19 protein-coding genes are annotated in these 26,188 nt (G+C 64.8%); 11 read left to right on the top strand and 8 right to left on the bottom strand.

The features are described from left to right. Positions 1 to 5 precede the first annotated feature (5 nt). From ASS64_RS10875 to ASS64_RS10865, 3 genes are all read left to right on the top strand, one after another. A complete protein-coding gene (locus ASS64_RS10875) occupies positions 6 to 2,045 on the top strand; it encodes a 3-hydroxyacyl-CoA dehydrogenase NAD-binding domain-containing protein (RefSeq protein ID WP_067695199.1) in 2,040 nt (679 codons plus the stop codon). Between the two features lie 158 nt (positions 2,046 to 2,203). Next, positions 2,204 to 5,029 (top strand): TonB-dependent receptor, encoded by a 2,826-nt coding sequence (locus tag ASS64_RS10870; protein WP_067694084.1) that lies wholly within the window; start codon positions 2,204 to 2,206, stop codon positions 5,027 to 5,029. A 78-nt stretch (positions 5,030 to 5,107) separates the two neighbouring features. Next, positions 5,108 to 5,872 (top strand): SDR family NAD(P)-dependent oxidoreductase, encoded by a 765-nt coding sequence (locus ASS64_RS10865; RefSeq protein WP_067694081.1) that lies wholly within the window; start codon positions 5,108 to 5,110, stop codon positions 5,870 to 5,872. Positions 5,873 to 5,880: 8 nt separating this feature from the next. Here the strand turns inward: ASS64_RS10865 and ASS64_RS10860 are convergent, their stop codons facing one another. From ASS64_RS10860 to ASS64_RS10845, 4 genes are read right to left on the bottom strand one after another with little or no spacing between them, the layout of a single operon-like run. Further along, complete coding sequence (locus ASS64_RS10860; RefSeq protein ID WP_067694078.1) at positions 5,881 to 7,290, bottom strand: efflux transporter outer membrane subunit; 1,410 nt, start codon at positions 7,288 to 7,290, stop codon at positions 5,881 to 5,883. Further along, complete coding sequence (locus tag ASS64_RS10855) at positions 7,287 to 8,270, bottom strand: efflux RND transporter periplasmic adaptor subunit (RefSeq protein WP_067694076.1); 984 nt, start codon at positions 8,268 to 8,270, stop codon at positions 7,287 to 7,289. The genes ASS64_RS10860 and ASS64_RS10855 overlap by 4 nt, the downstream gene beginning before the upstream one ends. Before the next feature lies 1 nt (position 8,271). Further along, positions 8,272 to 9,003 carry an ABC transporter ATP-binding protein gene (locus ASS64_RS10850; RefSeq protein ID WP_067695196.1) on the bottom strand — a complete coding sequence of 244 codons (732 nt, stop codon included), beginning with the start codon at positions 9,001 to 9,003 and terminating at the stop codon, positions 8,272 to 8,274. An 11-nt stretch (positions 9,004 to 9,014) separates the two neighbouring features. Next, complete coding sequence (locus ASS64_RS10845) at positions 9,015 to 10,148, bottom strand: ABC transporter permease (protein ID WP_067694073.1); 1,134 nt, start codon at positions 10,146 to 10,148, stop codon at positions 9,015 to 9,017. A gap of 71 nt (positions 10,149 to 10,219) precedes the next feature. Between ASS64_RS10845 and ASS64_RS10840 the strand changes: the two genes are divergently transcribed. The 3 genes from ASS64_RS10840 (at position 10,220) to ASS64_RS10830 (ending at position 15,234) form a co-directional block, all read left to right on the top strand. Beyond that, on the top strand, positions 10,220 to 10,846 hold the full coding sequence (locus tag ASS64_RS10840) for a TetR/AcrR family transcriptional regulator (protein ID WP_067694071.1): 627 nt from the start codon (positions 10,220 to 10,222) through the stop codon (positions 10,844 to 10,846). Between the two features lie 121 nt (positions 10,847 to 10,967). Beyond that, complete coding sequence (locus tag ASS64_RS10835; RefSeq protein WP_198147698.1) at positions 10,968 to 13,580, top strand: ATP-binding protein; 2,613 nt, start codon at positions 10,968 to 10,970, stop codon at positions 13,578 to 13,580. Further along, positions 13,573 to 15,234: a response regulator gene (locus ASS64_RS10830; RefSeq protein ID WP_083508317.1), complete on the top strand. Its 1,662-nt coding sequence runs from the start codon at positions 13,573 to 13,575 to the stop codon at positions 15,232 to 15,234. Before ASS64_RS10835 ends, ASS64_RS10830 begins: the two co-directional genes overlap by 8 nt. Here the strand turns inward: ASS64_RS10830 and ASS64_RS10825 are convergent. Continuing rightward, positions 15,228 to 16,661, bottom strand: coding sequence for a WecB/TagA/CpsF family glycosyltransferase (locus tag ASS64_RS10825; RefSeq protein WP_083508316.1), 1,434 nt, complete (start codon positions 16,659 to 16,661; stop codon positions 15,228 to 15,230). The two genes, ASS64_RS10830 and ASS64_RS10825, sit on opposite strands and share 7 nt — an antisense overlap. A gap of 283 nt (positions 16,662 to 16,944) precedes the next feature. On the opposite strand from ASS64_RS10825, the gene ASS64_RS10820 reads away from it, so the two are divergent. From ASS64_RS10820 to ASS64_RS10805, 4 genes are read left to right on the top strand one after another with little or no spacing between them, the layout of a single operon-like run. Continuing rightward, on the top strand, positions 16,945 to 18,216 hold the full coding sequence (locus tag ASS64_RS10820) for an oligosaccharide flippase family protein (protein WP_067694061.1): 1,272 nt from the start codon (positions 16,945 to 16,947) through the stop codon (positions 18,214 to 18,216). After that, entirely contained in the window at positions 18,213 to 19,142 is a 930-nt protein-coding gene (locus tag ASS64_RS10815) for a glycosyltransferase family A protein (protein ID WP_067694059.1), read from the top strand. Before ASS64_RS10820 ends, ASS64_RS10815 begins: the two co-directional genes overlap by 4 nt. Before the next feature lie 25 nt (positions 19,143 to 19,167). Next, positions 19,168 to 20,154 (top strand): glycosyltransferase family A protein, encoded by a 987-nt coding sequence (locus ASS64_RS10810; RefSeq protein ID WP_067694058.1) that lies wholly within the window; start codon positions 19,168 to 19,170, stop codon positions 20,152 to 20,154. Next, positions 20,151 to 21,185, top strand: coding sequence for a glycosyltransferase family 4 protein (locus tag ASS64_RS10805; RefSeq protein WP_067694055.1), 1,035 nt, complete (start codon positions 20,151 to 20,153; stop codon positions 21,183 to 21,185). Before ASS64_RS10810 ends, ASS64_RS10805 begins: the two co-directional genes overlap by 4 nt. 326 nt (positions 21,186 to 21,511) lie before the next feature. Here ASS64_RS10805 and ASS64_RS10800 read toward each other — a convergent pair whose 3' ends face one another. The 3 genes from ASS64_RS10800 to ASS64_RS10790 are packed head-to-tail and all read right to left on the bottom strand — an operon-like array spanning position 21,512 to position 25,397. After that, entirely contained in the window at positions 21,512 to 22,771 is a 1,260-nt protein-coding gene (locus tag ASS64_RS10800; protein WP_067694052.1) for a capsular biosynthesis protein, read from the bottom strand. Beyond that, positions 22,726 to 24,150, bottom strand: coding sequence for a hypothetical protein (locus ASS64_RS10795; RefSeq protein WP_067694049.1), 1,425 nt, complete (start codon positions 24,148 to 24,150; stop codon positions 22,726 to 22,728). Before ASS64_RS10795 ends, ASS64_RS10800 begins: the two co-directional genes overlap by 46 nt. Beyond that, entirely contained in the window at positions 24,150 to 25,397 is a 1,248-nt protein-coding gene (locus tag ASS64_RS10790) for a polysaccharide biosynthesis/export family protein (protein ID WP_234002383.1), read from the bottom strand. The genes ASS64_RS10795 and ASS64_RS10790 overlap by 1 nt, the downstream gene beginning before the upstream one ends. Before the next feature lie 255 nt (positions 25,398 to 25,652). Between ASS64_RS10790 and ASS64_RS10785 the strand changes: the two genes are divergently transcribed. Beyond that, a complete protein-coding gene (locus ASS64_RS10785) occupies positions 25,653 to 26,186 on the top strand; it encodes a heme NO-binding domain-containing protein (RefSeq protein ID WP_067695191.1) in 534 nt (177 codons plus the stop codon). The last annotated feature ends 2 nt before the right edge of the window (positions 26,187 to 26,188 follow it).

The raw sequence follows: 26,188 nt of genomic DNA, 5'->3' as shown, positions 1-26,188 counted from the left end.
CCCCCATGACCTCCCCCATCCGCACCGAACGCCATGACAACGTCCTCGTCGTCATCTCCGACAATCCGCCCGTCAATGCGCTGGGCCAGGCGGTGCGTGCCGGGCTGAAAGGCGCGATCGAGGAAGCGCTTGGTGACGACAGCAGCGAAGCGGTGGTCATCCGCTGCGACGGCCAGACCTTCTTTGCCGGCGCCGACATCACCGAATTCGGCAAGCCGCCGGTCGGCCCCAACCTGCCCGAGACGCTCGACGCGATGGAGGCAAGCGAGAAGCCGGTGGTGGCCGCGATTCACGGCACCGCGCTGGGCGGCGGGTGCGAAGTGGCGCTCGCCTGCCATTACCGCGTCGCGGTGCCAAGCGCGAAGCTCGGCCTGCCCGAGGTGAAGCTTGGCCTGATACCGGGTGCCGCCGGCACGCAGCGCCTGCCGCGCCTTGTCGGGGCGGAAGCTGCCCTGCCCCTCGTCGTCGGCGGCAATCCGATCCCGGCCAAGAAGGCAGAAGCGATCGGCCTCGTCGATGCACTGGTGGGCGAGGGCAGCCTCGAGGCCGACGCGATTGCCTTTGCCAAGTCCAAGATCGGCCAGCCGGTCCCACGCGCCTCGGAAGGCAAGGCGAACGAGGACGGCGTCCGCGATCCCGACCTGTTCGACCGCTTTCGCGCATCGCAAGCGCGCAAGATCCGCGGCTTCGACGCACCCAATGCCGCGATCGAGGCGGTCAAGGCCGCAGGCGAATTGTCCTATGAAGACGGCGTCAAGAAGGAACGCGAACTGTTCATGAAGCTCATGTCCGGTACGCAGAGCGCCGCCATGCGCCACTATTTCTTTGCCGAGCGCGCCGCCAACAAAATCGACGACGTTCCCAGGGAGACGCCACTGATCCCGATCGAGAAGGTCGGGGTGATCGGAGCCGGCACTATGGGCGGCGGCATCGCGATGAACTTCCTGTCCGCCGGCATTGCGGTGACCATCCTCGAAATGGCGCAGGACGCGCTCGATCGCGGCACCGGCGTGATGCGCAAGAATTACGAGAACACCGCCAAGAAGGGCCGGATGACGGACGAGCAGGTCGAACGGGCGATGGGTCTGCTGACCCCCACGCTGTCCTACGACGACCTTGCCGACTGCGATCTGGTGATCGAGGCGGTCTACGAGAACATGGACGTCAAGAAGGAAGTCTTCACCAAGCTCGACGAAGTGGTGAAGCAGGGGGCAATCCTCGCCTCGAACACCAGCTATCTCGATGTCGACGAGATCGCCACCGCGACCAAGCGGCCCGGTTATGTGCTCGGCATGCACTTCTTCTCGCCCGCCAACATCATGAAGCTGCTCGAAGTCGTGCGCGGCAAGGAAACGCGCGACGACGTGCTCGCCACGGTGATGAAGCTGTCGAAGACAATCGGCAAGGTGGCGGCGGTATCGGGTGTATGCCCCGGCTTCATCGGCAATCGCATGCTGTCGAAGCGGCAGGAACAGGCGAACGAGCTGATCATGGAGGGAGCGAACTATTGGGAAGTCGACGACGTGCTGCTCGACTTCGGCTTCCCCATGGGGCCCTTCCAGATGGGCGATCTCGCCGGGATCGACATCGGCTGGCACCGCGACCCGACCAAGGTGACCACGATCCGCGAAGCGCTGTGCGCCAAGGGGCGCTTCGGACAGAAGGCGGGCAAGGGCTTCTACGACTATGACGAAGCGCGCAACCGCACGCCATCGGACGAAGTGAAGGCGATCATCGCCGATTTCGCCGCCAAGGAAGGCCGCGAGCAGCGCGAGATCTCCAAGGAAGAGATTCGCGAACGGCTGCTCTACCCGATGGTCAACGAAGGCGCGAAGATCCTCGACGAGGGCATGGCCCAGCGCGCCAGCGATATCGATGTCGTGTGGATCAACGGCTACGGCTGGCCGCTTTACACCGGCGGCCCGATGTTCTGGGCCGACACGATCGGTCTCGACACCGTCATTGCCGGACTGGAGAAGCACGGCCTGCCGGTCAGCGGCTATCTTCGCAAGTCCGCCGAGGGGAATGGAAAATTCACAGGATGAGTCGATAAGTGCGGCAATTTCGAAACAGCGGTACGCAATTCGACGATTGAAACCATGCGTTGAGCCGTTGTCCCTTGACATAAATATGCAATGCGCATTGACATTCGATGCAAGGGTACGCGCACGGCAGTGCACGGCCCAGAGGAGAGGAGAAACCCATGCAAAGACTCGGATTACGCCACCATTGCGCCCTTGGAGCATTGGCCGGAGCGCTGGCCTTCGCGCCCGCTGCGGCGCAAGCGCAAGACCCGGCTACCGACGATCAAGCCCCCGATCTCGTCGATGCAGCCGACGTTGACGACGGCAATGTCATCATCGTTACCGCACAGGGCCGCGCGCAGGCGCTGGCCGACGTTCCGGTCGCGGTTTCGGCGGTTTCCGGCGAACTGCTCGAAAAATCGGGTGTGGCCGATATCCGCGACCTCAACCAGGTCGCCCCGTCCCTGCTCGTATCCTCGACCGGCAATGAGGCAAACGGTTCGGCGCGTATCCGCGGCATCGGTACGGTCGGCGACAACCCGGGCCTCGAAAGCTCGGTCGCGGTGTTCGTCGATGGCGTCTACCGCTCGCGCTCGGGTAATGCACTGTCCGAACTCGGCCCGATCGATCGGGTCGAAATCCTGCGCGGTCCCCAGGGCACTCTGGGCGGCCGCAACTCCTCGGCCGGCCTGATCAACATCTACACGGCCCCGCCCGAATTCGAATTCTCCGGCTACGGCGCCTTCACCTACGGCAATTACGACGCGATCAAGATCGAGGGCGGCGTCAATGCACCGCTGGGCGAGACGGTGGCGGCGCGGATCGACGGTGTCTATTTCAAGCGTGACGGTTTCTATACCGACGTGACCAACAATACCGACGTCAACGATCGCGACCGTTACCTGATCCGCGCGCAGGCATTGTTCGAGCCGACCGAGGACATCAGCTTCCGGCTGGTCGGCGACTATTCGAAGAAAGACGAAGCCTGCTGCGCGGCGACCTTCGTTCAGCCGGAATTCGCGCCGCTTGCGCGCGTTGATACGAGTATCAATCCGGTAACGGGCCGCCCGAATCTCGATCCATTCAACCGCCCCAATGGCGGGCCGGCTCTGACCAGTACTTCGAACCCGATTATTCCGATCCTGCTGGGTCTCGGGCAGGATCCGCGCGCGCTGTCGCAGTCGACTTTCAACCGCAATATCTATCCCACGGCGGGCCGCAGTTATGCGGGCGAAACCGAAGATTACGGTATTTCGGGTGAGCTCAACTGGTCGTTCGGCGATATCACGCTGACCTCGATCACGGGCTATCGCGAGTATTCGAACAACCAGGCATCCGACACCGACTACACCACGGTGGACATCCTCTATCGCGCCCCCGGCCCCGACGCGGGCGCCCGTGAGTTCAAGACCTTCACGCAGGAGTTCCGCCTGAATGGCACGGCGTTCGACGACCGGCTCGACTGGCTGATCGGCGCCTATTACGCCAACGAAAAGCTGGAGACTCGCGACAATCTTCGGTTCGGCACCCAGTACGGAACTTTCGCCAATTGCCGCATCGCATTGGCGATCAATCCGGCGCTGGCCAATCCGTCCGCAACCAACTGCTTCGGCGCCAATATCGCCGCCATCGACGGCACGCTTGGACCGCCCGCATTCGGTGCGGCGACTCCGCTTATCATTGCCGGGATCAACGATCTCGCGCAGATCCGCGACCTCGGCGGTACGGGTGACGTCTATAACCAGACGAGCGAGAACTTCGCCGTCTTTACGCACAACATTATCCATCTCACCGACACAATCGATCTGACCCTGGGCCTTCGCTACACCAACGAAACCAAGGACTTCGGCGCGACTTTTGGTAATGACAACGTGTTCTGCCCGGCCAATCGAGCCCGCTTGCTCTTCGATGCAAATGGGAATGGCGCGCCTGATTTATTCGAACCGTCCGTCGATACCGATGGTGACGGAATTCCCGATCTTGCCCCGCTTGCAGGTCTCGCGGGAGGTCTCGTTGCTCTGTCCTGCCAGGGCAACTCGACCGCAGAACTCAACGGCGTCTCCGTTTCCGATACGCGCGACGAGGACGAGTTCACCGGCACGGCCATCCTGAGCTGGAAGCCCGATCCGGACTGGCTGGTCTACGGTTCCTACTCGAGAGGCTACAAGGCGGGTGGCTTCAACCTGGACCGCTCGGCGCTGTCGAACCCGCTGTTCCTCGATGTCACCAATCTGAACACTGCAAACCTGCAGTTCGACGAGGAAACGGTCGACGCTTTCGAGGTCGGGGTGAAGTATTCGAGCCGCAAGTTCGGTTTCAGCCTTGCCGCATTCCGGCAGGAATTCTCCAACTTCCAGCTGAACACCTTCAACGGCTCGGTCTTCCTCGTTCAGAACGTCAACGGCTGCGGCTCCGACCTGAATGGAGCGGATCGCGACGCGAGCGCCACCACCGGGTCCTGCGCAGTCGACGACGTGGTTCCGGGCGTCGTTGCGCAGGGTTTCGAATTCGAAACCTCGCTCAGCCCGATCCGCGATCTGACCATGACGATGGGCATCACCTATTCGGATACCAGCTATGAGAACGACCTGATCGGCAACGATACGGGCGCTCCCCTGGATCCGGCGCTGCGCCTGCTGCCGGGCGACAATCTGTCGAACGCGCCCGAGTGGGTCGGTACGGCATCGCTCAGCTGGACCCCGCCGATCGGCGATTCCGGCCTGTCGGGACTGTTCTTTATCAACGCCCGTGCCACCGACGATTTCAACACCGGCTCCGACCTTCTCTTTGGCAAGGAGCAGGACGCCTATGTCATCGTCAACGGTCGCATCGGGATCACCGGTCCCGACCGGCGTTGGGGTGTCGAACTCTGGGCCAACAACCTCTTCGACGAGGATTACACCCAGGTGGCGTTCAACACGCCGTTCATCGCGCCGCAGCAGACCTATTCGGCCTTCCTGGCCGAACCGCGGACTTATGGCGTGACCGTTCGCGCCGGCTTCTGATCCGCATCGGATGAGCCACATACGGGCCCGGCGTCGGACGATGCCGGGCCCTTTTTCTTGGGAATAGGAGTTCCAGCCATGTCGTCATTCGACCTGACCGGCAAGGTCGCCATCGTCACCGGATCGAGCCGCGGCATTGGCCGCGCTATTGCCGAAAACCTCGCCGCCCAAGGCGCGCGGGTGGTGATTTCGAGCCGCAAGCAGGACGCCTGCGAGGAGGTAGCCGCCGCGATCGATGCCGAGCATGGCGAAGGCAGCGCGGTGGCGATCGCCGCGAGCATTTCGGAAAAAGCCCAGCTCGAGGATCTGTTCGCCCGGACCAAAGCGGAGCTCGGCCCGGTCGACATCCTCGTCTGCAATGCGGCAAGCAATCCCTATTACGGATCGATGGACGGCATCGCGGACGAGCAGTTCCGCAAGATCCTCGACAACAATGTCATATCCAACCACTGGCTGATCCAGCTTGCCCTGCCCGACATGCGCGCCAAGGGCGACGGGGCTATCGTTATCATCAGCTCGATCGGGGGCCTGCGCGCCTCGACCACGATCGGGGCCTATTGCATCTCCAAGGCCGCCGATTTCCAGCTGGTGCGCAATTATGCCGCGGAGAACGGCAAGCACGGAATTCGCGTCAACGGGATCGCACCCGGCCTGGTAAAGACCGATTTCGCCAAGGCCCTGTGGGACAATCCCGAAGCCCTCGCCGCGACCGAGAAGGCCCTCGCCATGCGCCGCATCGGAGAACCCGACGATATTGCGGGCGCTGCCGTCTATCTTTCCTCCCCCGCGGCGAAGTGGACAACCGGGCAGACCATCGTGGTCGATGGCGGGGCGACGATCTAGCCGCCGGCCTAGGGCAATTCGCCGCCACCCAGCGCCTGCCACAGCAGTACGCGGGCACGCTGTGCCCGGCCCAGCGCCGCCGCAGCGCGTTCGCCGCTCGCATCGGCGGCACGGCGTGCCTCGAGCACGGTGAGGAAATCGGCCAGTCCGGCTTCGTAGCGGGTGTTGGCAAGCCGCGCGGCGCGCTGCAGGTTCGCAGCCTCGGCTGCCGCTGCCTGCGCCTCGACATCGGCGGCGGCCACCAGACCATAGCCGGCCTCGGCATCGCCCAGCGCGGTATAGACCGCGCCGCGATAAGCCTCGAAGGCCGCCTTCTTTTCCGCCGCGGCACCATCGATTTCCGCCTGGATCCGCCCGAAATCGAGCAGCGGCCCGGCAATCGTCGCGGCAAGCGAGCCGACCACCGATTCGCTGTCGAACAGATCGCCGATGCCGAAAGCCAGGAGGCCGATCGCCCCCGACAGGTCGAAGGTCGGGAAGCGCCTGCGCGCGGTCGCGGCCAGTTCGGCGTCCTCGGCCGCGAGCGTAGCGGCGGCGGCGAGTACGTCCGGACGGTTGGCGAGCAATGCGGAGGGCAGCGTTGCGGGGGGCGCGGGCAGATCGGCGCGGCTTTCTCCCTGCGCGAGTGAAGCGCGTACTTGCGCCCCGCCCTGCGCGGTCAGCGTGACCAACCGGCCGAGAAGGCGCGTGCGCTCGCTATCGAGCGCGGCCAGGCGGCTGCGCGAGCTCGCCGCCGAGCTTTCCGCGCGCACACGATCGAAACCGGGTGCAATCCCGGCGCGTTCGCGCACTCCCGCCAGCCGTGCCAGTTCCTCTGCCGAAGCGATGTCGCTGCGCACTTCGGCTTCGCGCGCTTCGAGCGTGCGCCAGTCGATCACGCTTGCCGCGATTTCCGCGAGCAGCGCATTGCGCACCGCCCGCGCACTGGCATCGGCGGCATCGACGCGGGCCAAGGCGGCGCGTTCCTGCGCGCGCAGGCGTCCGAACAGATCGAGATCCCAACGCGCGGTCAGATTGGCGGCGTAGGACACGCGCTCCGTATCGAAGGCGACACCTGGCGGCAGATCGCCTCCGAAAGAGGCGGGATTGGTGCGCGTGCCGGTCACGGCGGCATTGGCACCGATATCGGGCAGACGTTCCGCCCCCGCCCGATCGGCACCTGCCCGCGCCTGTTCCACCCGCGCGGCCGCCTCGGCCAGTGTGGGCGAGGAAGCCAGCGCCTGCGCGGCGAGCGTATCGAAAGCGGGGTCGCCCAGGGGCATCAATCGGGCCAGCGTGGTGCCCTGCTCGGCATCGGGTGCGAACAGGAAACCTTCGGGCAGGACCGGTGCGGGCGTGGCGATTTCGGGCGGCGGTCCGCCCGCGCAGGCCGCGAGCGACAGCGCGCTCGCCGCGAGGAAGAGCGCGCGCCGTGTCATTCCTCTGCCCCCTTCGCAGCGATATAGGCATCGACCTGCTGGCCGACGCGGAACAGGCCGTTGGTCTCGGGCAGTTCGTAAATCACCTGCAATACCCGCACATCGACGCGCTCGGCCGCGCTGTTGGTCAGCGAACGTTTGGGCACCACCAGCGGCTCGGCGCGCACGAATTCGGCCTCGACCCGGCGATCGGACGCACCGCGCGGGCTGACCGTCGCCGGCGCGCCGAGCGCGACGCGAGGGGCCTGCTCCTCGTCGATATCGATGCGGACATGCAGCGGCTGCGTCTGCCCCATTTCGATGAAAGGCTGCGAACCGCTCCCACCCATGGTGCTGACATATTCCCCCTTACGGATATTCACCGCCAGGATCTCGCCCGCAATCGGTGCGCGCACGGTCAGCCGGGCGATCTCGGTCTGGGCCGAGCCCGCGCGGGCCTGCGCTGCCTGGAGGCGTGCCTGCGCAAGGCTCAACCGTTCGCGCGCAGCAGCCGCTTCGCCCTCGGCCCGGATGACTTCCGCCCGGCTAACCGCGGCCGGATCATCGACATTGCGATAGAGCGCGAGCTGCTGCGCTGCGGTCGCCTGCGCGCTGCGTGCCTCGGCGATCGATGCACGCGCCTCGGCAATCGCGGCGTTGGCTTCGCGCAGCTGCGCGCGGACCGCGCGATCGTCGACGGTGAACAGCACCTGTCCTTCTGTCACGCGGTCGCCCGGCTGAACGAACAGGCCGGTGATCAATCCCGATAACGCCGAGCCGATCTGGATCGTCTCGCTAGACGGCTCGACCACGCCCGCACCGGCAACGCGCGCCTGCGCCGCCAGCTCGGCCGGGGCACGCGGAGGTTCGCGGTCGGGTTCGGTCAAGTTTCGATCGGGCAGGCCGACAAAGATGAACAGCACTGCCGCGAGCAGGCCGAGCAGAGCGATCGCCGGGAGGATCTGGCGCGAGAAGCTGAGGTTTTTCCAGTCGAGTGCCATGTCAGTGTCCTTCGGGCATGTCCTTGCCGTCGTGGGTGATCCGCCCATCCTCGAGCACGAGGATGCGGTCGGCGAGGTCGAAAATACGATTGTCGTGCGTGACGATGATGCAGGCGCGGTCTTCGGCCACGGCGACGTCGCGCAGCAGGTCCATCACCCGTCGGCCGGAAGATGCATCCAGCGCGGCGGTGGGTTCGTCGCACACCACCAGGCGCGGTTCGTGGACCAGCGCGCGGGCGATGGCGACGCGCTGTTGCTGCCCGCCCGAGAGCTGGCTGGGCAGCTTGCCGGCCTGGTCGCCGATATTCAGCTTCTCCAGCATGCCGACCGCCTTCTCACGCGCCTCCAGCCGGTCCATGCCCTGGGCGATCAACGGCACGGCGGCGTTGTTCGCCGCATCGATGGAGGGGATGAGATTGTATTGTTGGAAGATGAAACCGATGTTCTGCAGGCGGAATTCGACAAGATCGGTATCGCCCAGATCGTAGATGTCGGTGCCGAACACCTTCACCTCGCCCAGCGTCGGCCACAAGATACCGCACATGATCGAAATCAGCGTGGTCTTGCCCGATCCGCTCTCGCCCACGAGAAAGGTGAGCTCGCCCGCTCGGACATCGAGATCGATGCCGTGCAGAACGGTGATCGTCTGCTGGCCCGCTTCGAAATCGCGCGTCACCCCGCGCGTGCAGATCGCGGCTTCGGGATTGCACCCGCCGATTGCGGTCGTGTCCATCGATTTGCCCATCAGCGGAACACCGAGGCGGGCTCGGTCTTGAGCACGTTGCGCAGTGCCAGCCAGCCGGTCAGAGCCAGAATCACGGCCACCGCCAGCGCGCTGATCAGCGGGATCTGCCAAGGGATGTAAAAGCCCTTGAATGTCGGATCGCCCGAAAAGCCCCAGATGAAGAATACGGTGCCCAGCACGCCCAGCCCGTAGCCGGTAAGCCCGACCAGTCCCGCCTGCACGGCGACCATCCGGCGGATTTTGGAATTGGTGACGCCAATGGCCTTGAGCGCCCCGAACTGCTTGATGTTGTCGCGAATGAACAGGCTGAAGGTCAGCCCCACGATCGCCACGCCGACGATGAAACCGAGCATGACGGTGATCCCGAAATTGAGCGGGATGCCCGTATTCTCGATGATGAACTGGACCCCGTCCTGCGCGAATTCGTCGCGTGTCTGCGCCTTCAGCCCGGTTTCGCGCTCGATCCGCTCGGACAGCGCCTTGGCCTCGAGCGGGTTCTCCGCGCCGACCAGCACGAAGGACAGGCGGTTGCGCGTGCCGGGCACGTAGTTCAATGCCTGGCTGTATTTGGTATAGAGCACGACGGTGCTGGTGAAACTGGGTATCGCATCGGCGATACCGCGGATTACCGCGCGCTGGTCGTTCAATTCCAGACGTTCGCCAATGGGCGATTGGCCGGGAAACATGCGCGTCGTGCCGACGTCGTCGATGATCACGCTATCGGGCTGCGAGAGCACATCGGTCGAGCCCTCCAGCATCCGCTTGGGCAGGCCGATCAGAGTGGCATCGTCCACCCCGATCACCGCCACACCTTCGAGATCGCCATCCTTGGTGCGCACGCTGGCCTGCGCGCGAATATGCGGCACGGCCCATTCCACCCCCGGCACGCTGCGCACCTTGTCGAGCGCGGTCGAGGGCATGGCATAAGCCACATCGGTCGTGCGGCTGACCGGGTCCATCACCCAGATGTCGGCGCTGGAGACATTGTAGACGCCACTCGCACCGCGTTCGATCAGATTGACGAAAATGGTCAGCTGCTGGGTAATCAGCAGCGTCGAGAAGGCAATGCCGAAGACCAGCCCATAGAACTTCTGGGCGTCCCCGGTGAGCATCCTGATCGCAATCCAGAGCACGCTAACTTGCCTTCACCTGCCGATAGGTCCATTAGTGAACGATGTCGTTCAAGTGAACGGAGGCGTTCAGTTTGTCAAGCATCGAACCGAAACGGACCGGGCGACCGGCGGACGAGGCCAAGCGCGAGGCAATCCTCGCGGCCGCCGCCGACTGCTTTTTCGAGCACGGTTTCGCGGCGAGCTCGATCGAGCAGATTGCGGCCGATGCCGGCGTTTCGAAGGTCACGATCTACAACCGCTTCGGCGACAAACGCGCGTTGTTCACCGCGGCGGTAGAGCTCGAATGCGAGCAACTTCGTGACAGCCTGAAGGTCCCGGATATCCCGTCAGGCAGTCTGCGCCACCGCCTGACCGCAATCGGCGAGGCCATGGTCGCGTTTCTCTCACGTCCCAGGATGGTGCAGTTCGAGCGGCGCATAGCTGCCGATACCGAACACGAACCGGCGGTTGGCGAAGCCTTCCTGACGGCCGGTCCGCTGCGGATGAAGAAAGCCTTCGCAGCGTTGATCGCCGCCATGCACGATGCGGGCGAGATCGAAGTCGGCGACCCCGAACTCGCGGCCGAGCAATTCGCCAGCATGTGCAAGGGGATGGGCGATCTCGAAAGACGCTTCGGTGCCGCCGACGACCCCGATCGCAATCGCCGACGCATCGAGGGCGCGGTGGAAGTCTTCTGCCGTGCCTACGCCCGGGACTAGGACGGCGGTTTTTCATAAGCCGTTGTGCCTTGGGCAAGAATAGGCGAGAACCCGGACGATGTCGCTCTCGCTCAGAGGCCTTTTCATTGCGCTCCCGATAGTTGCGCTGATCATCGGCGGCATGGCCTGGAGCATCTACAGTGCCAATATCGCCGCCGATCGGGCGAACGCGGCCAACGAAATCGATATCGCAAATGCCGCGGCGGCTGGAACGCTCGAGCGCGAAATCGCGCTGATCGCGGAGACCGAGGAAAAGGCCGCGGCGACCATGGCGCGCAAGCTCGAGCAAGGCGGGCCGACCGATCTCGACGACGTTTTCGTGCGGGCACCCGACGGCGCCTTCCATACGCGCGACGAGCTGTGGACCGGGCAGAGGTTTCCCGGTGCGATCAGATTGACGGGGATCGGCGGATTTCTGGCTCCGCCGGAACCGCTCGGAGAGCGCCGCGCAGCGATCCTTGCCGCTTTCGAAACCCTCAAGCAAATGTCCAACGGCCTGCCGAGCAGGATCGAGAGCCTTTACTTCTTCTCTCAGGCGAACGATTTGTTGATCTACGCGCCGCGCCGCCCGGACCGATTGTCATTCTACCGGAGCGCCCCGGCGGATTTCGATTTCCAGGGATCCGAGTTCAGCCGGATTACGTCGCCGGCCAACAATCCCGAAGGCGAGCTGCGTTGCACCAGCCTTCAGCGTCCCGCCTATGACGAATCCGGCGAATTGTGGACCACCGGCTGCATGCTGCCCGTGCGAGTCGATGGCAGGCATCTCGGCGCATGGGGTATCAGCATTCCGCTGAAGGATCTCACGCAGAAACTCAGGCCACCTCCCGACGGAGCCTACACGGTCATCGTCAGCCGCAGCGGAAAGATGATCCACCATTCGGGCGTTGCCGGCGCGGATAATCGGCAGCTTGCCGCAAATCTGGACCTTGCAAATTCTCAGGACGACCACCTCCGCGCGCTCTGGAGCTATGTGCGGGACGGAATCGAGGACCGTACCGATTTCGCGCAAGGCCTGGACGCCTATGTTTCTGCCCGCCAGCTCGAAGCTCCGGAATGGTATGTGCTTACGCTGCTGCCCGAACAGGCACTCAGCGACCGGGCATGGTCCGTCGCCCGGCGTGTCATCCTTGTCGCGCTGGTCGGCGCGCTGGCTCTCGGTTTGCTTCTCGCAGCGGTGTTTCACCGTACAGTGGCACTACGAATAGCCCGGCTCGGAGCACGGATCGACCGTGTCGCCGCGATGGAGGGGATGGACCTGGATGCCGGGACCAGCGACGAGATCAGGCAATTGGAGCATGCCTTCGACCAGATGGAGCACCGTCTTGCCCTCGCCCGTTCGCGCGAGCGCCGTTCGTTCGACGTATTGGTCGACGCAGCAGAACGCTATGCGATGATCCTGTTCGACGAGCGCGGTCGTCTCCTTCGCGCCAGCAAGGGGGCCGTCGACCTGTTCGGGGAGAAAGAAGTTGCCGAACTCGCGGCGCGCTGGGGCCTGGCTACCGAAGGCGATGTCATGCCAGATCTCGCGGATCGGCCGGGTCCCAAACCCTCGGTGATCGAACGGCCGCTTGCGGACGGGCGTAGGGTCTGGCTCGAAGAAGCGCTGGTTGCGCTCGAAGACGAGGCCGGTGCGCCGTTCGGGACGGCCTATATCGGCCACGACATCACCGATCAGCAAAACGCCGCGCAGGCCTTGCTACGCGCGCGCGACGCAGCTCGCGCGGAAGCGCGAGCGAAGACCGATATCCTGGCGGTCATCGCGCATGAGATCCGAACACCCGTTGCGGGTATTCTAGGCTTGATCGACCAGGTACGTCGCGAACGCTCCGAAAGCGAGCGCAGCCGCGCGCTCACTCTCATCGAAGATTCTTCCGAGGCGCTGCTCAAGACGCTCGATGCGACCCTGCAGCGCACGCGATCCGAACGTGAGGAAACGGTATCACAAGTGGAAGAGTTCCAGCCTGCCGCGCTCGTCGAACGGGTGGCAGAATTGTTCCGCCCGCTCGCCCGCCGCAAGGGCCTGGCGCTCGACGTGGTGACGGGACCGGATGGCCTGGTCATCGGCCAGCCAACCCGCATCCAGCAGATCCTCGCCAATTTCGTTTCCAATGCGATCAAGTTCACGTCCACCGGAAGGGTCACCCTCTCCTTCGATCCACCCGAGAAGGATTCCGAGATCTGGACCTTCAGCGTCGAGGATACGGGGGCAGGAATCGATTCGGAACGGCTGAAGACCATATTCGAGCCCTTTTCCGGCAGCGCTCCCGATACGCTTGGCCGCTCTACCGGCAGTGGGCTCGGCCTGTCGATTACGCGCGATCTTGCGCAGCAGATGGGTGGCACCGTCGCCGCTCGGATTGGGGATGAAGGCGGAACGCGCATGGACCTGGCCTTGCCACTCGAGGCGGTGACCCACGACGATGTCTCTTCGCTCGAACGTGGAGTCGTCGCGGTCCGGCTTACCAAGGCTTCGCTGGCATTGCGGGTCGAAGTGATCGCTCATCGCAAAGGCTTTGCGATTTTCGATTCTGCGGCAAGCGACGCCGAGATTGCCAGTGCAGACATGTTGGTGACGGACGATCCCGAGCCCGAAATCGAGCCTACGTTCAAGCTGCAGGTCATAGTGGTGGAAAGCGGCGAGGCAGCAAGACGTGACGGTGTGCTGTACGCGACCGAGGCGGACTTGCTCGACATGCTTCCAGATCTGCTCGACGAGGTCGCCGATGGATAAAGCTCAAGACATCCCTGCAGACCGCATGGTGGAGATCCTCACTGCCCGGCTCGATCGCAGCGAACGGGCCTTGCGCGATGCCGAGACCGCCCTCGAAAGCCGTATGAAGGAACTGTACCGGGCCAACCAGGAACTGCGCCTGCGCGAAAACGATCTCGCACGGAAGCTGGAAATCGAAAGCGCGCTTCTCCTCGGCGCGCTGTCGAATGCGCAAATGGCGACCGCTTACGGCGAACGTGACCGGGGCTTTACCGTCTCGGACAGTGCTGGATCGATCCTCGGTACCCCCGAAGGCGAGGAGGCGACGCTCGAGAAGCTTGTCGAGGCGATCCATCCGCTCGATCGCGACCGGATCATGCGCGAAGGCATCCAGTTCTTTCGAGACCGAACGACGGGTGTCGCCCATCGCTACGAACATCGCATCATACGACAGGACAATGGCGAGACACGCTGGCTCCGCTGGTCGATCAAACGCGAGCCGGGCACCGAGGAACGCCCTTCGCACATCGTCGCAATGGTACGCGACATTACCGAGGAACGGCGCAACGAGCGCAGCGTGCGTGCGCTGCAATTGCGGGCCGAGCGACGCGTGCGCGAGCTTGCGACGCTGCAATTGGAATTAGCCGCGGCAAAGACCCAGGTCGAAGATGCGCTGAACGCGCGCAATCGCTTCATTTCGGAAATGGCGCACGCCATCCGAACGCCGCTCGCGTCGCTCACTGGCGGGCTGGAGCTTCTGGAGACATACGTCCACGAAGATGGCGCGAAGGATCTTGCGGTTGCCCGCGAGGCGGCGGAGCAGCTTGGCGAGCTAGCCTCGCGCCTGATCGAGGAAGCGGCAGCGGACGACGGCAAACATCCGGTGCTCGCACAAGACCCGCCCGCCATGGAGACCCCCGGAGCCGCGGAGGGCATACCCGATCGACCACGCGTCCTCCTTGCCGAAGACACGGAAAGCAACCGCTATGTAGTGGAGCGCCTGCTCGCCGAGCTGGGGTGCGACGTCACTTCGGTGGAGAACGGCGCAGCTGCGGTCGAGGCAGTACGGCGCGAGGGATTCGACCTCGTCGTGATGGACGTAATGATGCCGATCATGAACGGTGAGCAAGCCACGCAGGCGATCCGCGCTCTCGCCGGACCGGCCGCGCGCACACCGATCATCGGCGCGACGGCGCACAGCCTGCAATCCGAGCGGGAGCGGTTGCTGGCGGCGGGAATGACCGCCTGTCTTGCAAAACCCGTGCGCAAGGACGCTCTGGAAACCGCCATTCGCACGGCCCTGATCTCGGGGCGGGACGTCCGCCGGAATGAAGCCCGGTTCGATCACGAACTCTTCCGCCGTACATTCAGCGAACTGCCTTCGGCCTATCGCAAGCGAATGCGCGATGCCGCCAAGACCGATATTACCAAATATGCCAGCGATGTGCTTTCTGCAGTCGAGACCGATGCCGAGGAAGCCCTGTCGAAGGCAGCGCATTCGCTCACCGGCGTTGCGCTCAATATCGGAGCGATCGGCATCGTCGAGGAACTCTCTGCCTATCGCGAGGCGAGACGCGACGGGGAAGCGTCGATCGAGGCTTTCCGCGAAGCGGTCGCCGCCTGCCTGCTGGCAGTCGACGACCTCTACGAAGCGCTGGTCGCGACCGATCAATAGGCGCCGCGTCCGCCGATGACCGCCGGGACGGTCATTGCGAGCAATCGCAGGTCGGTCGCGAAGGAGCGGCGGCGCAAATAGGCCCGGTCCATGATCGCCTGCCGATGGAAGGGGATCTCCGCGCGCCCCTTGACCTGCCAGCTGCAGGTAATGCCGGGTTTGCCGTACAGGCGTTCCCACTGGCGGTCGCGATAGCTGGCGGCCTCGGTGGGCAAGGCGGGGCGTGGTCCGACCAGCGACATGCTGCCTCCTAAAACATTGAGAAGCTGGGGCAATTCGTCGATCGACAGGCGGCGGATGACCTTGCCTACCCGGGTAATCCGGGGATCGTCCTGCATCTTGAAGCAGGTGCCCGCGCGATCGGACCGCGCCAGCAGCGCCGCCCTGCGCGCCTCCGCATCGGTGAACATCGAGCGGAACTTGATCATCGAGAACGTCCGACCGTTCGCGCCGACCCGATCCTGGCGAAAGAATACCGGGCCGCGATCCTCGGCCCAAATGGCAAGCGCCGTGAGAAGAAACAGCGGTAGCAGCATCAAGAGCGCCAATGAGGCGGCGGCGATATCGAACAGGCGTTTCGTTGCAGCGCCGATCTGTGCACCCACTCCGCGCACGCGGGCGGCCTCCAGCATGCTATGAGCGAGGAAACGAACATTGCCGACGAGATAGCGATTGGCCATGCGGCGCGGCTCGATGGCCAATCGCCAGACCCATTCGCAGCGCAACTTGCGCACGGCCAGGGGAGCACGCGCGATGCGGCCGGAATAATAGTCGAACAGCCCGCCGACACCCATCACGACCGGAATCTGCAGACGCGCGCGATTGCGGGCGATCCAGCCTTCCTGCAGCGGCACGCCGAAGCCAACCATGAGTATCCCCGCGCCTGAGGCGTTGATCCGTTCAATCAATGCGTCTTCCTCGGCGGGGTCGAAATATCCGTGGTGCGTTCCGCGAATTCTGAGCGATGACCACTGGTCGCAAGCCCAGGCCGCCGCGGCATCCGCGACACCCGGCACGCCTCCCAACAGGAACAGGCCCGTCCCCTCGACCGCCGCTCGCTCGCAGATTTGCGGGAACAGGTCGGTACCATTGAGGTTCTCGGGGCGCTCGCTGCCGCACAGACGCGCTGCAATCTCAATGCCGATTCCATCGGGCAGCAGCAGATCGCTGTCGGCGATGTCGTGGCGGTAATTCGCATCGTCGCGCGCTTGATTGACGCAGTGGGCATTGATGAAATTGACTGTCATGCGCTCACCCGCACCCGCACATTCGACAATCTGCGAGGCGGCGAATTCGGGCGAAGCGCTGGCGAGCTCGAGGCCGAACAGATGGATCGTGCGGAAGGCTTCCGCACGTCGCGCGCTCGGCAGGCCCAAATCGACCGGAAAGGCGGCAGTGCGTAAGGCCGAAGCGGGGATATGTTTCATGGCGATGCTCCTTGGTCAAAGTCATCGTCGTAGGGGCAACCCCCGTGCCACTTCGGTTAAATATTTGATTTATTACAGATTTTTAACTGGCGCCTAAACACACCTCTCCCGAAGAAGAGGCATTTTCGCATTTTGCGGCAGGTGTTCGATGCAAATTGCATCATGCGCCGGTGCAGAATGCGAAGCCTGCATTGGGCAAACTGAAAAACTCCCGGAATCGCGCGCTTTCCTGGAGTTGGCACGCTCTTTGAAACGTCCTCGGCAATCGCAATTCGAGGATCTCATGCCTGCCATTCGCTCATCATTTTATGCGCTCACCGCTTCGCCGCTGGTGCGAGGCCTGGTCGCATTCGGCTCGGCCGAAGCGGCGACGCGCGTGATCAGGCTCGGCGTGCTTCTCGTCGTCGCGCGCCGCGTGACGCCCGAAATGTTCGGGACCGCCGCATTGGCGCTGAGCCTGTTCGAACTGGTCCGCGTGCTTGCCAATGCGGGCATCGGCCAACGGCTCATTCTCGCTTCCGACGCCGAGCTGCCCGCGCTGTGCCGCACCGCCTATCGCCTGTTCTGGATAGTGTGCCTCGGCGTCGCCGGCGTGCAATTGAGCGTGGCGGCAATCGCCGCCTGGCTGTTCGACCTTCCGCAAGCAGGCGCGATGCTGGCCGTGCTGGCGATCATCTATTGCGCCATGCCCCCGGGTCTCGTGCAGATTTTCCTGACCATGCGTGCCATGCGTATGGAGAGCGTGGCTCGGATCGCCGCGACGCAGAACATCGCCGACAGCCTGCTGACCCTTTCGCTGGTGCTCGTCTGGCCGAGCGCATGGGCCATCGTCCTGCCCAAACTGCTGGCCGCTCCCGTGTGGACCCTGCTGGCCCGGCGCTCGACTCCGTGGCACGCCGATCGCTCTATCCGCCCCGACCCGTGGCGCGAATTTGCCCTCTTCGGACCGGCGATCCTCGCCAGCGAAATGCTCGCCGCCGCGCGGCTCAATGCCGACAAGCTGGTGGTGGGCGCGCTGTTCGGGACCGAAGTGCTCGGCCTCTATTACTTCGCCTTCAATGCCGGTCTCGGCATTACGCAAAGCTTCGTTGCCGCCTGCAACCTGGTGATCTTCCCGCATCTGGCCAAGGCCGGTCACGCGAGCGGCCAGCGCGAATTCCGCAAGGCATTCGCCGCCGGATTCGCCATGCTGGCACCGGTGGTCGCCGCCCAGGCCTTGCTCTCTCCCTTCTACGTGCCGCTGGTGTTCGGCGAAACCTGGATCCCGGCGGCGCCCTATATCGCGCTGCTCTCGCTCGCTGCCCTGCCGCTCTACGCCGGATCGCTGGTGGGTGCGGCCCTGCGGGTCGAACGCCGCCCCCAGCGCGAGACGCTGCTGACCGCCTGCGCCAGCGCCGCCGCGCTTGCCGGCCTCGCCGCAGGCTCTCCATTCGGCCTGACCGGTGCCTGCATCGGATACGGCACCGGCCTTGCGCTCGCCTTCATTCCCGCAGCCGCCCTCAGGCTGGCCGTCCCCACCCGAAATACGCTTTCCATCCAAGGAGCCATGTCATGAACACGCCCCGATTTTCCGTCGTGATCGCCGCCTACAATGCGCAGCGCACCATCGCCGAAACCCTCGACAGTGTGCTGGCGCAAAGCGAGACCGATTTCGAAATCGTCGCGATCGACGACGGCTCGCAGGACGACACGCTCAAGATACTGCTTGGTTATGCCGCCATAGACGAGCGGATCCGCGTGGCTTCGCAATCCAACCAGGGTGTTTCGGCCGCGCGCAATCTGGGCGTGTCCAAGGCAAGCGGCGAGCTTATCGCCTTCCTCGATGCCGACGACTTTTGGCATGCCGACAAGCTGGCCAGCCATGCACGGCTGCACGATGACGACCCGCAGACCGAAGCAAGCTTTGCGCGGATCGCCTTCTGCCCCGATCGGGCAGGCCCGCTGCGCGCCGGCCGCACGAAATCAAGCGTGCCCGAGGGTTATTGCGCGCTCGAGGACGTAGTGGTCGAAAACGCCGTCTGCACCATGTCCAACCTGGTCGTGGAGCGCGAAACACTGCTCGCGATCGGCGGCTTCAACCGCGCGATGCGCCATGTCGAGGACCAGGACCTGCTCGCTCGCCTGGTCGGCAATGGCCACCTGCTACGCGGCATTCCCGAAACGCTGGTCGGCTATCGCATGAGCGCTGACGGGCTGAGCTGCGATTTCGCCGCCATGCTCGCCGCCTGGAAGGAGCTGGCCAGTCGCTGGGCCGACCGGATCGACGTCAAGCGCGGCGAGGCGCTGTACTGTCGCTACCTCGCGCGGCGGGCGCTGCGATCGGGTGCGACGACGACCCTCGCACGCGATTTCGTCCGCCGCGGCTTCGCGAGCGATGGCAAGGCCTTTCTGTCCGGCGGCGCGCGCGGCGTCATGACCGCCGGTGCCGCCATCGCAGGAAGCGCAATCCCGTCCCGCGCGCGCAGCGCGATCTTCGCCTGATCCCATTATCCGTAGGAGACCCAAGATGACCTGTCCCCGCATGTCCGTCGTCATGCCCGCATACAATGTCGAGGCCTATATCGAAGAAGCCATCCAGTCGGTCCTCGACCAGAGTTTCGAGGATTTCGAACTGATCGTCGTCGACGATGGCGGGTCCGACAACTCAAGGACGCTGGCGCGCAGCTTTGACGATCGGCGCATCCGGATCATCTCGCAGGACAACCGCGGCCTGGCCGGTGCCCGCAATACCGGGATAGCCTATGCTCGCGCACCCTATATCGCGCTGCTCGATTCCGACGATCGCTGGCACAGGGACAAGCTGCTGCTGCACTATGTGCATCTGCAGGCCAATCCACATATCGGCGTGAGCTATTCCGGCTCGCGCATGATCGACGAGCACGGCGAGGCCATGGCGGTTGCCATGCGGCCCAAACTGTCCGGCGTGCGTGCAAGCGACATTCTCTGCCGCAACCCGGTCGGCAATGGCAGTGCTCCGGTCCTGCGGCGCGAGGCGCTCGATCGCGCAGCATTCCGCCATCCCCAAGAACCGACCCGGATCTGCTGGTTCGACGAGAGTTTCCGCCAGTCGGAAGACATCGAACTGTGGGTCCGCCTCGCGTCGGTCCATGGCGTCAGCTTCGAAGGCATTGCCGGGTTGCTAACCGAATATCGCATCATCGGCGGCGCGCTGTCGGCCAATGTGGTCAAGCAATACATCAGCTGGTCGCGCATGCTCGACATCGCCCGGACCAACGCGCCAGAACTCGTCGCGAAATTCGGCGACCGGGCGCGGGCCTACCAGCTGCGTTATCTGGCGCGCCGGTCGATCCAGTTGGGCAATGCCGATCTGGCAGACGACCTGTTTGGGCGCGCGACCCGTCTCGCGCCGCAAATCCACTGGGAGGAGCCGGTCAAATCGGCCATGACATGGGGCGCGATCAAGCTCGCCCTGCTTGCCGGACCCGACCGTTTCCAGCGCCTTGCGCGGCCTTACCTGGGCGCGGCGGCATGATCCGGATGGTCCACCTGCTCGACGATTTCGGCATGGGCGGCGTCACCCGCGCGCTGTCGCTGTTCGACGACCCGCGCCTCACGCGCATTGCGCACTCGTGCAGCGTCGCCATGGGCCGGGGGCCGGGCGAGGCGCCGAGACTCGAGGCCGATATCATCGTCATCCACGTTCCACCCTGCTGGAGCCGCCTACCCTATCTGATGTCGCTCAGGCTGCGAAATCCCGGCGCGCGGATCGTGCAGGTCGAACATAGCTACACCCGAGCCTTCGAGGCGGACCAGGTCGCATCGCCCATCCGTTTTCGCACCCTGCTGCGGACCGCCGCACGCCTCGTCGACGAGGTCGTCGCTGTATCCGAGGCTCAAAGGGAATGGCTCGCCGACGTCGGTGTTCCCCAGGAGAAGCTGGCTACGATCAATCCCTGGTGCGGGCGCGAGGAACTCTATGCCATTCCCGACCTGCAACCGCGCCAGGGCCCGCTTAAGCTGCTTGCCTACGGCCGGCTTGCCCGGGAGAAAAACTTTGCCGCGCTGATCGAGGCAATGACGTGCTTTCGGGCGGACGAAGTCATGCTAACGCTCTTCGGTGCCGGACCCGAAGAGGACCGGCTTACCGCGCTCGCGGAAAGCCTGGACAATGTCCGCCTGCAACCCTCGACCAATGAACTGGCGCCCCGACTGGCCGCCTGCGACGCGGTAATCGTGCCCTCGCGCTACGAAGCCTTCGGGCTGGTCGCGACCGAGGCGCGCATGGCCGGGCGACCCTTGCTTGTCGCCGATGTCGATGGGCTGACCGCGCAATTGCGCGGCGGCGCCGGCTTTGCGGCACCGATTCACGGCGCAGCGGACATCGCCAGCGGCATCGTGCGGCTGATGAATGCCGACCTGCCCGCCATGGGCCGCGCCGCGCGCGCAGGCGTCACCCGCCAGCACGATGCCATCATCTCCGGTTGGCTGGCAGTCATTCAACGCGCCGCCGAACGAAATCCCGCGACAGCCGACGCCCGGTCGGCCCGAATTGCCAGCGCCTGACTCGCGACCCCATCCAGGCGCTGCAAGGGCCGCCTCGTTCCCCCCGGAGATCCGGGTGGGGGCGGGGCGGTTTCCCTTTGGGCACACGCCGCCTCGGTGGATGGGGACGAGCATGTTTGGCTATTGTCTCGTGGGAGCCGGGCAGCGCCACCCCGATAGCGATCGACGCGGACCGGAAAGTAGAGAAGAGCAAAGCGACGCTCCAGCCCGAGGAAACGCCAACGTGTCGAGGTGCGGAATGGGCCGCCCGTCCGGCCCAGGCACCACCGCGGAGCTCGAGCAGTCAATTTCAAAGGACAATCAGCTGAGCGAGAAGAGAGACCGGATCAGTTCTTCGCTTGCTGCGGGCTGGCCAGAGCCTTGCCCACCACGATCAGCGCGGGCCAGATGAGATAGGCGAGGATCTCTAGGTTTTCGCCGAAGGAATAGAGCACCAGCACCAGCACCATGGCGAGGCCGGCGCGATGGAGGCCACTATGGCGCGCGCGCCAGAACAGGATGGCCAACGTCACGGCGAGCGGACTCGCCAGGGCGAGCGCTCCCGCCAGCCCCTTGACGAACAGCAAGCCATACCAGCTGTGATGGCTGCCAATGGGCATATATTCGACGAGATGCGGGCCGTTTTCGACCACGCCATGGCCGAACCAGAAGGCCTCGTTCTCCCAGCGGTCGAGCGCGATCCTACCGAGCGCTGCGCGCACCCGGCTCGAATCCGCCCGCGCCGAGCTGAACTCGCTCATCAGCTGGTCGAACGCAGCCAGCAGTTCGAATCCGAACAGGCCGACGAACACCAATGCCGGGGCAGCCAGCAGCCAGGTCGTCCCCCGGTCGATCCGGGCGGCCCCCCAGACCGCCGGAGCGATCAGGGGGAGCGCGACCAGCGCCAGCCGCGACTGCGAGAGCAGTGCGATCGCGAGGAACCCGGCCATGCCGACGAGGCGCCAGGCAAGGTGGCGCTCCTGCGCGGCGAGGAAGACATAGATCACCGCGATCATCCCGGCGGCCGGAGACCAGGGGGCGAAGAACTGCCATCGGGGCGTGCCCGCCCCGGGCTCGATCGTATAGAGTATGGTCGCGAAATATTCCGGCCCCGGCCCGCCGACCGCCTTGAGCGGCGAGACCCACAGCGTCGCCGGCAAGCCGAGATAGGGGGCTGCCAGAAACAGCGGCAGGAGCGCCAGCGTCCACATGCCGAGGCGGCAGACCGCCCGCGCGATCACCGCCATGCGGATGTCGAGTACCGCACCCGCCAGTGGGAAGAGCGCGATAAGCGCCCAGCCCTTGGCCCAGCCGATCGAACTCTTGATCGTCTGCCCGCTCCCGAGCGCGAAATTGGCATGTCCGATCCAGAGGACGACCAGCATCGCGGCCATCGCGGCCAGCCACAACCAGATCGTGCCGGGAATGGCACCGACCGGCTTGCGGTCGAGATAGAGCGAGCCGAACACCAGCAACGCGAGTACCCAGCCGATCACCGGCCCGGCGACATACAGCCCGCCGACCAGCCACAGCAGCCAGGTCGCTGCGATCGTGCCGCCGACTATGCGTTCGGCAGCAGTTTGCGGATGATGGGCTGGCGCAGCCACAGCAGCAGAAATCCGAACAGCGTGAACAGGGTGGCGCCCAGCCCGCCCGCGATCGCCAGCAGCGACGACGGTGCCGATTTGGTGCGCGGGAGCGAAGGCGCTTCGAGGATCTGGACGAGCGGGTAGGAGGCGAAGGGATCCGATTTGTTGGTGTCGAGCCGCGCGAGCGCGGAGCTGAACACTGCCTCGGCCACGCGCAGGTCGCGCATCAGATCGGCAAGGCGCGCGGCCTCTTCGACCTGGCGCTGCGCGTCGCCCGATTGCGCGGCAATCTGGCGTCGCAATTCGGCGAGCGCGGCGCTGTGCCCGGCCCCGCCCGCATCGCGTTCGGTCAGCGCCGCGAACAGCCGCTCGCGCGTGTCCGAAACGGCAAGATCGGCGAAGGAGAGCACGTTGGCCTCGCGCGCTCCGGAGACCGTGGCACCGCGCCTTGCCAGCGCATCGCGCAGGGCATCGCGCTCGACCGCCAGCTCTTCCATCGTGGCATGGACATCGCCCAGCGTCGCGCCGCTCTCGGCAAATTGCGCGGCGACCGTGGCATAGCGCGTTAGCAGATTGCGGAATTCGGGATCGGCCTTGAGCCGCATCGCCATGCGCGCCTCTTGCAGGCTGATGTCGAGCGTGGCGGCAAGACGCCCTGCCCCGGCCCTGCTTTGCGCAAGTTGCACGCGGCGGTCGCGCTCGCTCGCCTTGAGCTGGTCGAGCGCGGTGACGCGGCCGGCGAACTGGTCGAGCGACACGAGACCGGTTTCGCCCTGGAAGTCGAGCAGTGCTTTCTGCGCTTCGTCGACCTTGGCCTCGAGCTCTGCGATGCGGGCGGCATCGGCATTCTCGCGCGCTTCCGCCTCATCCTTGCGCAGCGTATCGAGCGCGCCGAAGAAGGCCGCCTCGAGCGCCTGCATGCGCCGCTTCGCCGTTTCCGGACTGCCGGCGGGCATGTCGACCTCGATCAGATTGGTCTGGTCGATCAGCTTGATCTTAGGGGCGGGAAACGCCGATTCTTCTTCGCCCGCACGCCGCGCGGCATCGCGCAGCACGATATCGGACGTAAGCAGGCGCTTGTAGTTTTCGGTCGGGCTCAGCGAAGGGCTGGAAAAGGCCGAGGCGGTGGTGGTGGTCGCCTGGCCGATCGATTCGAGATTGAGCGAACCGCCCACGCCCGTGCCCGGCAGGATCAGCGTCATCCGGCTGTCGAAGTGATCGGGCGCAAACATCAGATAGGCGATCGTGACGCACCATATCACCGCGAGCGGGCCGGCCAGCGCCGCGAAATAGCGGCGATAGCGCCCGACGGATGGCAGGCCGTCGCGTACCAGCACCCACGCGCTTTCGAGAAAGCGCGAGCGGGCCGGCACCACCGGGGGCGATGCAACATCCATCACAGCGCATTGTCCAGCAGGATCGCGGGGGTCACGGTGCTGACGCCTTGTGACACGAGCCCGATCGCTTCGCTCAAGTTCGTCCAGCGGCTGTCGTAGCATGCGATTGCGTCGCCCGGCATGAGGAAGGGGTCGTAGGCATCGCGATCGGCCTCGCGCACCAGCTTCTCGATATCGCGCTCGATCACCACGCTACGTCCGCTGATCGGATTGCGTGAAATCAGGACCGCGCGGCGATCGGACTGCATGTAGCTCCCGCCGACGCAATTGGCCGCCACCAGCGCTTGCAGCAGGCGCGTGCCATAGGGCAGCGAGGTGGCGTCCTTGCCGATGGCGGCACCGGCATTGTTGTTCGCGCTGCGGGTAAGGTTGGACATATAGACGCGGATGCCCGGTGGCGTCAGCGGGGTCGGCCGCGCCAGCTTGGCGTCGAAACAGTTGCGACTCGGCACGATGATCCGGTCGCCGCTTGTGATCGGCACATCGCGAGCGGCCCAGCCGTTGACGAGGCCGGAGAGGTCCAGTTCGACATAGGCACCGTCGCGGAGGAGAAAGATCCGCTGGACATCCGCATCGGGGCGCACGCCGCCCGCGGCACGAATGGCGGTCGCGACCGAGCGCGCGACATTGGCATCGCCGGTCACAGCACCTTCCTTGAGTCCGATGCGGCTTTCCGGGGTCCGCTCGCCCGCGCGGACCGCGCTCGGTTCGAACACGGCGCCGCTGACAGCCACGGACACGCCAGCGGCCTCGATCAGAGAGACCGACACGGCGTTGCGCAGCGGCCGGACTATCCCGGCCGCGAGCAAGCGGCCACGTAAAGCCGTTTCGAGATCCTGCAACGAGCCGCCGCCTGCGCGGGTTGGGGCAATCCCGCGCAGGCGGACGGTGCCGTCGGTTTCGACGACGTAAGTGCCGGACAGCCGATCGCTGTCGCCCAGAATGCGGATGACAAGCCGGTCGCCCGCCGCGAGCGGCGCGTTGACCGATACGAATTCTCCGATCGATGCGCGACGATAGGTGTCGAGCTCGCGCGGGACCTGCCAATCGCAGGTCGGGGCACCGCGAGCGACCGGCGCTGAGGCGATCCAGTCACCCTCGGGATGGCCGCCGCGGTCGGCTGCGGCCTGGTGCGGGGCATAGAGCGCGGCGCGGTGGTTGGCGGGGGCCGGCCCCGACACGCACCCCGCCATGAGGGCACCGACGGCAAGGCTGAGGCTCGCATTTCGTATGTTCGATCGGGGCACGTCACATCTCCGTTGATTGGTGACGACACCTGTTCAAGCACCGTGCCAATCGCAGAATTCTGCCGTTTTCAGCGCTGGTCATCGCAATTTGCGAAGGGCACCCTTGCAAAATGCGGCGGCGCTCTTTGCAATTTGCAAAGGCTTTTCGCATATTGCGGCGAAATGACCCTGAAAATGCCCCGGATTGGCGCTTTAGGAGCGGCACGGCTCTTGCATGGCGTTTCGCATGTGCATGCAGGAACCCAGGAGTTGGTGGTGAAGGGTATCGTATTTTCGGAGTTGGTCGGCTTTCTCGATCGCGCGGGTGGGCCGGCATTCGCCGAAAAGGTGCTGGCCGACGCGGACCTGCCGCATGGCGGTGCCTATTCGCGGATCGGCCAGTATCCCTGGCAGGAGGCCGTACGGGTGGTCGAAGTCGCTTCGCGCGAGAGCGGTGCCGACTTCGCCGATTTGTGCCAGCAGTTCGGCGCCTATCTGTTCGATCGCTTTACCGTGCTCTACGCCGATATCGTCGGGCGCTACGGCGATGCCGAGGCATTGCTGGCGCATGTTGGCGACCATATCCACGAGGAGGTCAAAGTCCTCTACCCCGACGCGCAGCCACCGAAAGTGACCACCCATTGTGAAGGTAATGTCCTGCACGTGCGCTATGCCTCGCATCGCCCCTTCGCGCATATCGCGCATGGACTGGTGAGCGGCGCGATGCGCCATTTCGGCGATGAGCGAAAACTCGAATGGGTTCATGCCAGCGAAGATGGATCGCAAGCGGAGTTCGCACTCGCGGGATAGTC

The sequence above is a fragment of the Erythrobacter sp. AP23 genome, assembly GCF_001542855.1.
Lineage (GTDB): Bacteria > Pseudomonadota > Alphaproteobacteria > Sphingomonadales > Sphingomonadaceae > Qipengyuania.
This window is presented reverse-complemented; position numbering and strand designations above follow the sequence as displayed.

What these genes read in the sequence shown, in the direction of transcription:
- ASS64_RS10815 (WP_067694059.1), top strand. Translation starts at nt 18,213, where the DNA reads ATGAACACGCCCCGATTTTCCGTCGTGATCGCCGCCTACAATGCGCAG.
- ASS64_RS10810 (WP_067694058.1), top strand. Translation starts at nt 19,168, where the DNA reads ATGACCTGTCCCCGCATGTCCGTCGTCATGCCCGCATACAATGTCGAG.
- ASS64_RS10820 (WP_067694061.1), top strand. Translation starts at nt 16,945, where the DNA reads ATGCCTGCCATTCGCTCATCATTTTATGCGCTCACCGCTTCGCCGCTG.
- ASS64_RS10830 (WP_083508317.1), top strand. Translation starts at nt 13,573, where the DNA reads ATGGATAAAGCTCAAGACATCCCTGCAGACCGCATGGTGGAGATCCTC.
- ASS64_RS10870 (WP_067694084.1), top strand. Translation starts at nt 2,204, where the DNA reads ATGCAAAGACTCGGATTACGCCACCATTGCGCCCTTGGAGCATTGGCC.
- ASS64_RS10835 (WP_198147698.1), top strand. Translation starts at nt 10,968, where the DNA reads ATGGCCTGGAGCATCTACAGTGCCAATATCGCCGCCGATCGGGCGAAC.
- ASS64_RS10850 (WP_067695196.1), bottom strand. Translation starts at nt 9,003, where the DNA reads ATGGACACGACCGCAATCGGCGGGTGCAATCCCGAAGCCGCGATCTGC.
- ASS64_RS10875 (WP_067695199.1), top strand. Translation starts at nt 6, where the DNA reads ATGACCTCCCCCATCCGCACCGAACGCCATGACAACGTCCTCGTCGTC.
- ASS64_RS10795 (WP_067694049.1), bottom strand. Translation starts at nt 24,150, where the DNA reads ATGGATGTTGCATCGCCCCCGGTGGTGCCGGCCCGCTCGCGCTTTCTC.
- ASS64_RS10805 (WP_067694055.1), top strand. Translation starts at nt 20,151, where the DNA reads ATGATCCGGATGGTCCACCTGCTCGACGATTTCGGCATGGGCGGCGTC.
- ASS64_RS10855 (WP_067694076.1), bottom strand. Translation starts at nt 8,270, where the DNA reads ATGGCACTCGACTGGAAAAACCTCAGCTTCTCGCGCCAGATCCTCCCG.
- ASS64_RS10860 (WP_067694078.1), bottom strand. Translation starts at nt 7,290, where the DNA reads ATGACACGGCGCGCGCTCTTCCTCGCGGCGAGCGCGCTGTCGCTCGCG.
- ASS64_RS10825 (WP_083508316.1), bottom strand. Translation starts at nt 16,661, where the DNA reads ATGAAACATATCCCCGCTTCGGCCTTACGCACTGCCGCCTTTCCGGTC.
- ASS64_RS10865 (WP_067694081.1), top strand. Translation starts at nt 5,108, where the DNA reads ATGTCGTCATTCGACCTGACCGGCAAGGTCGCCATCGTCACCGGATCG.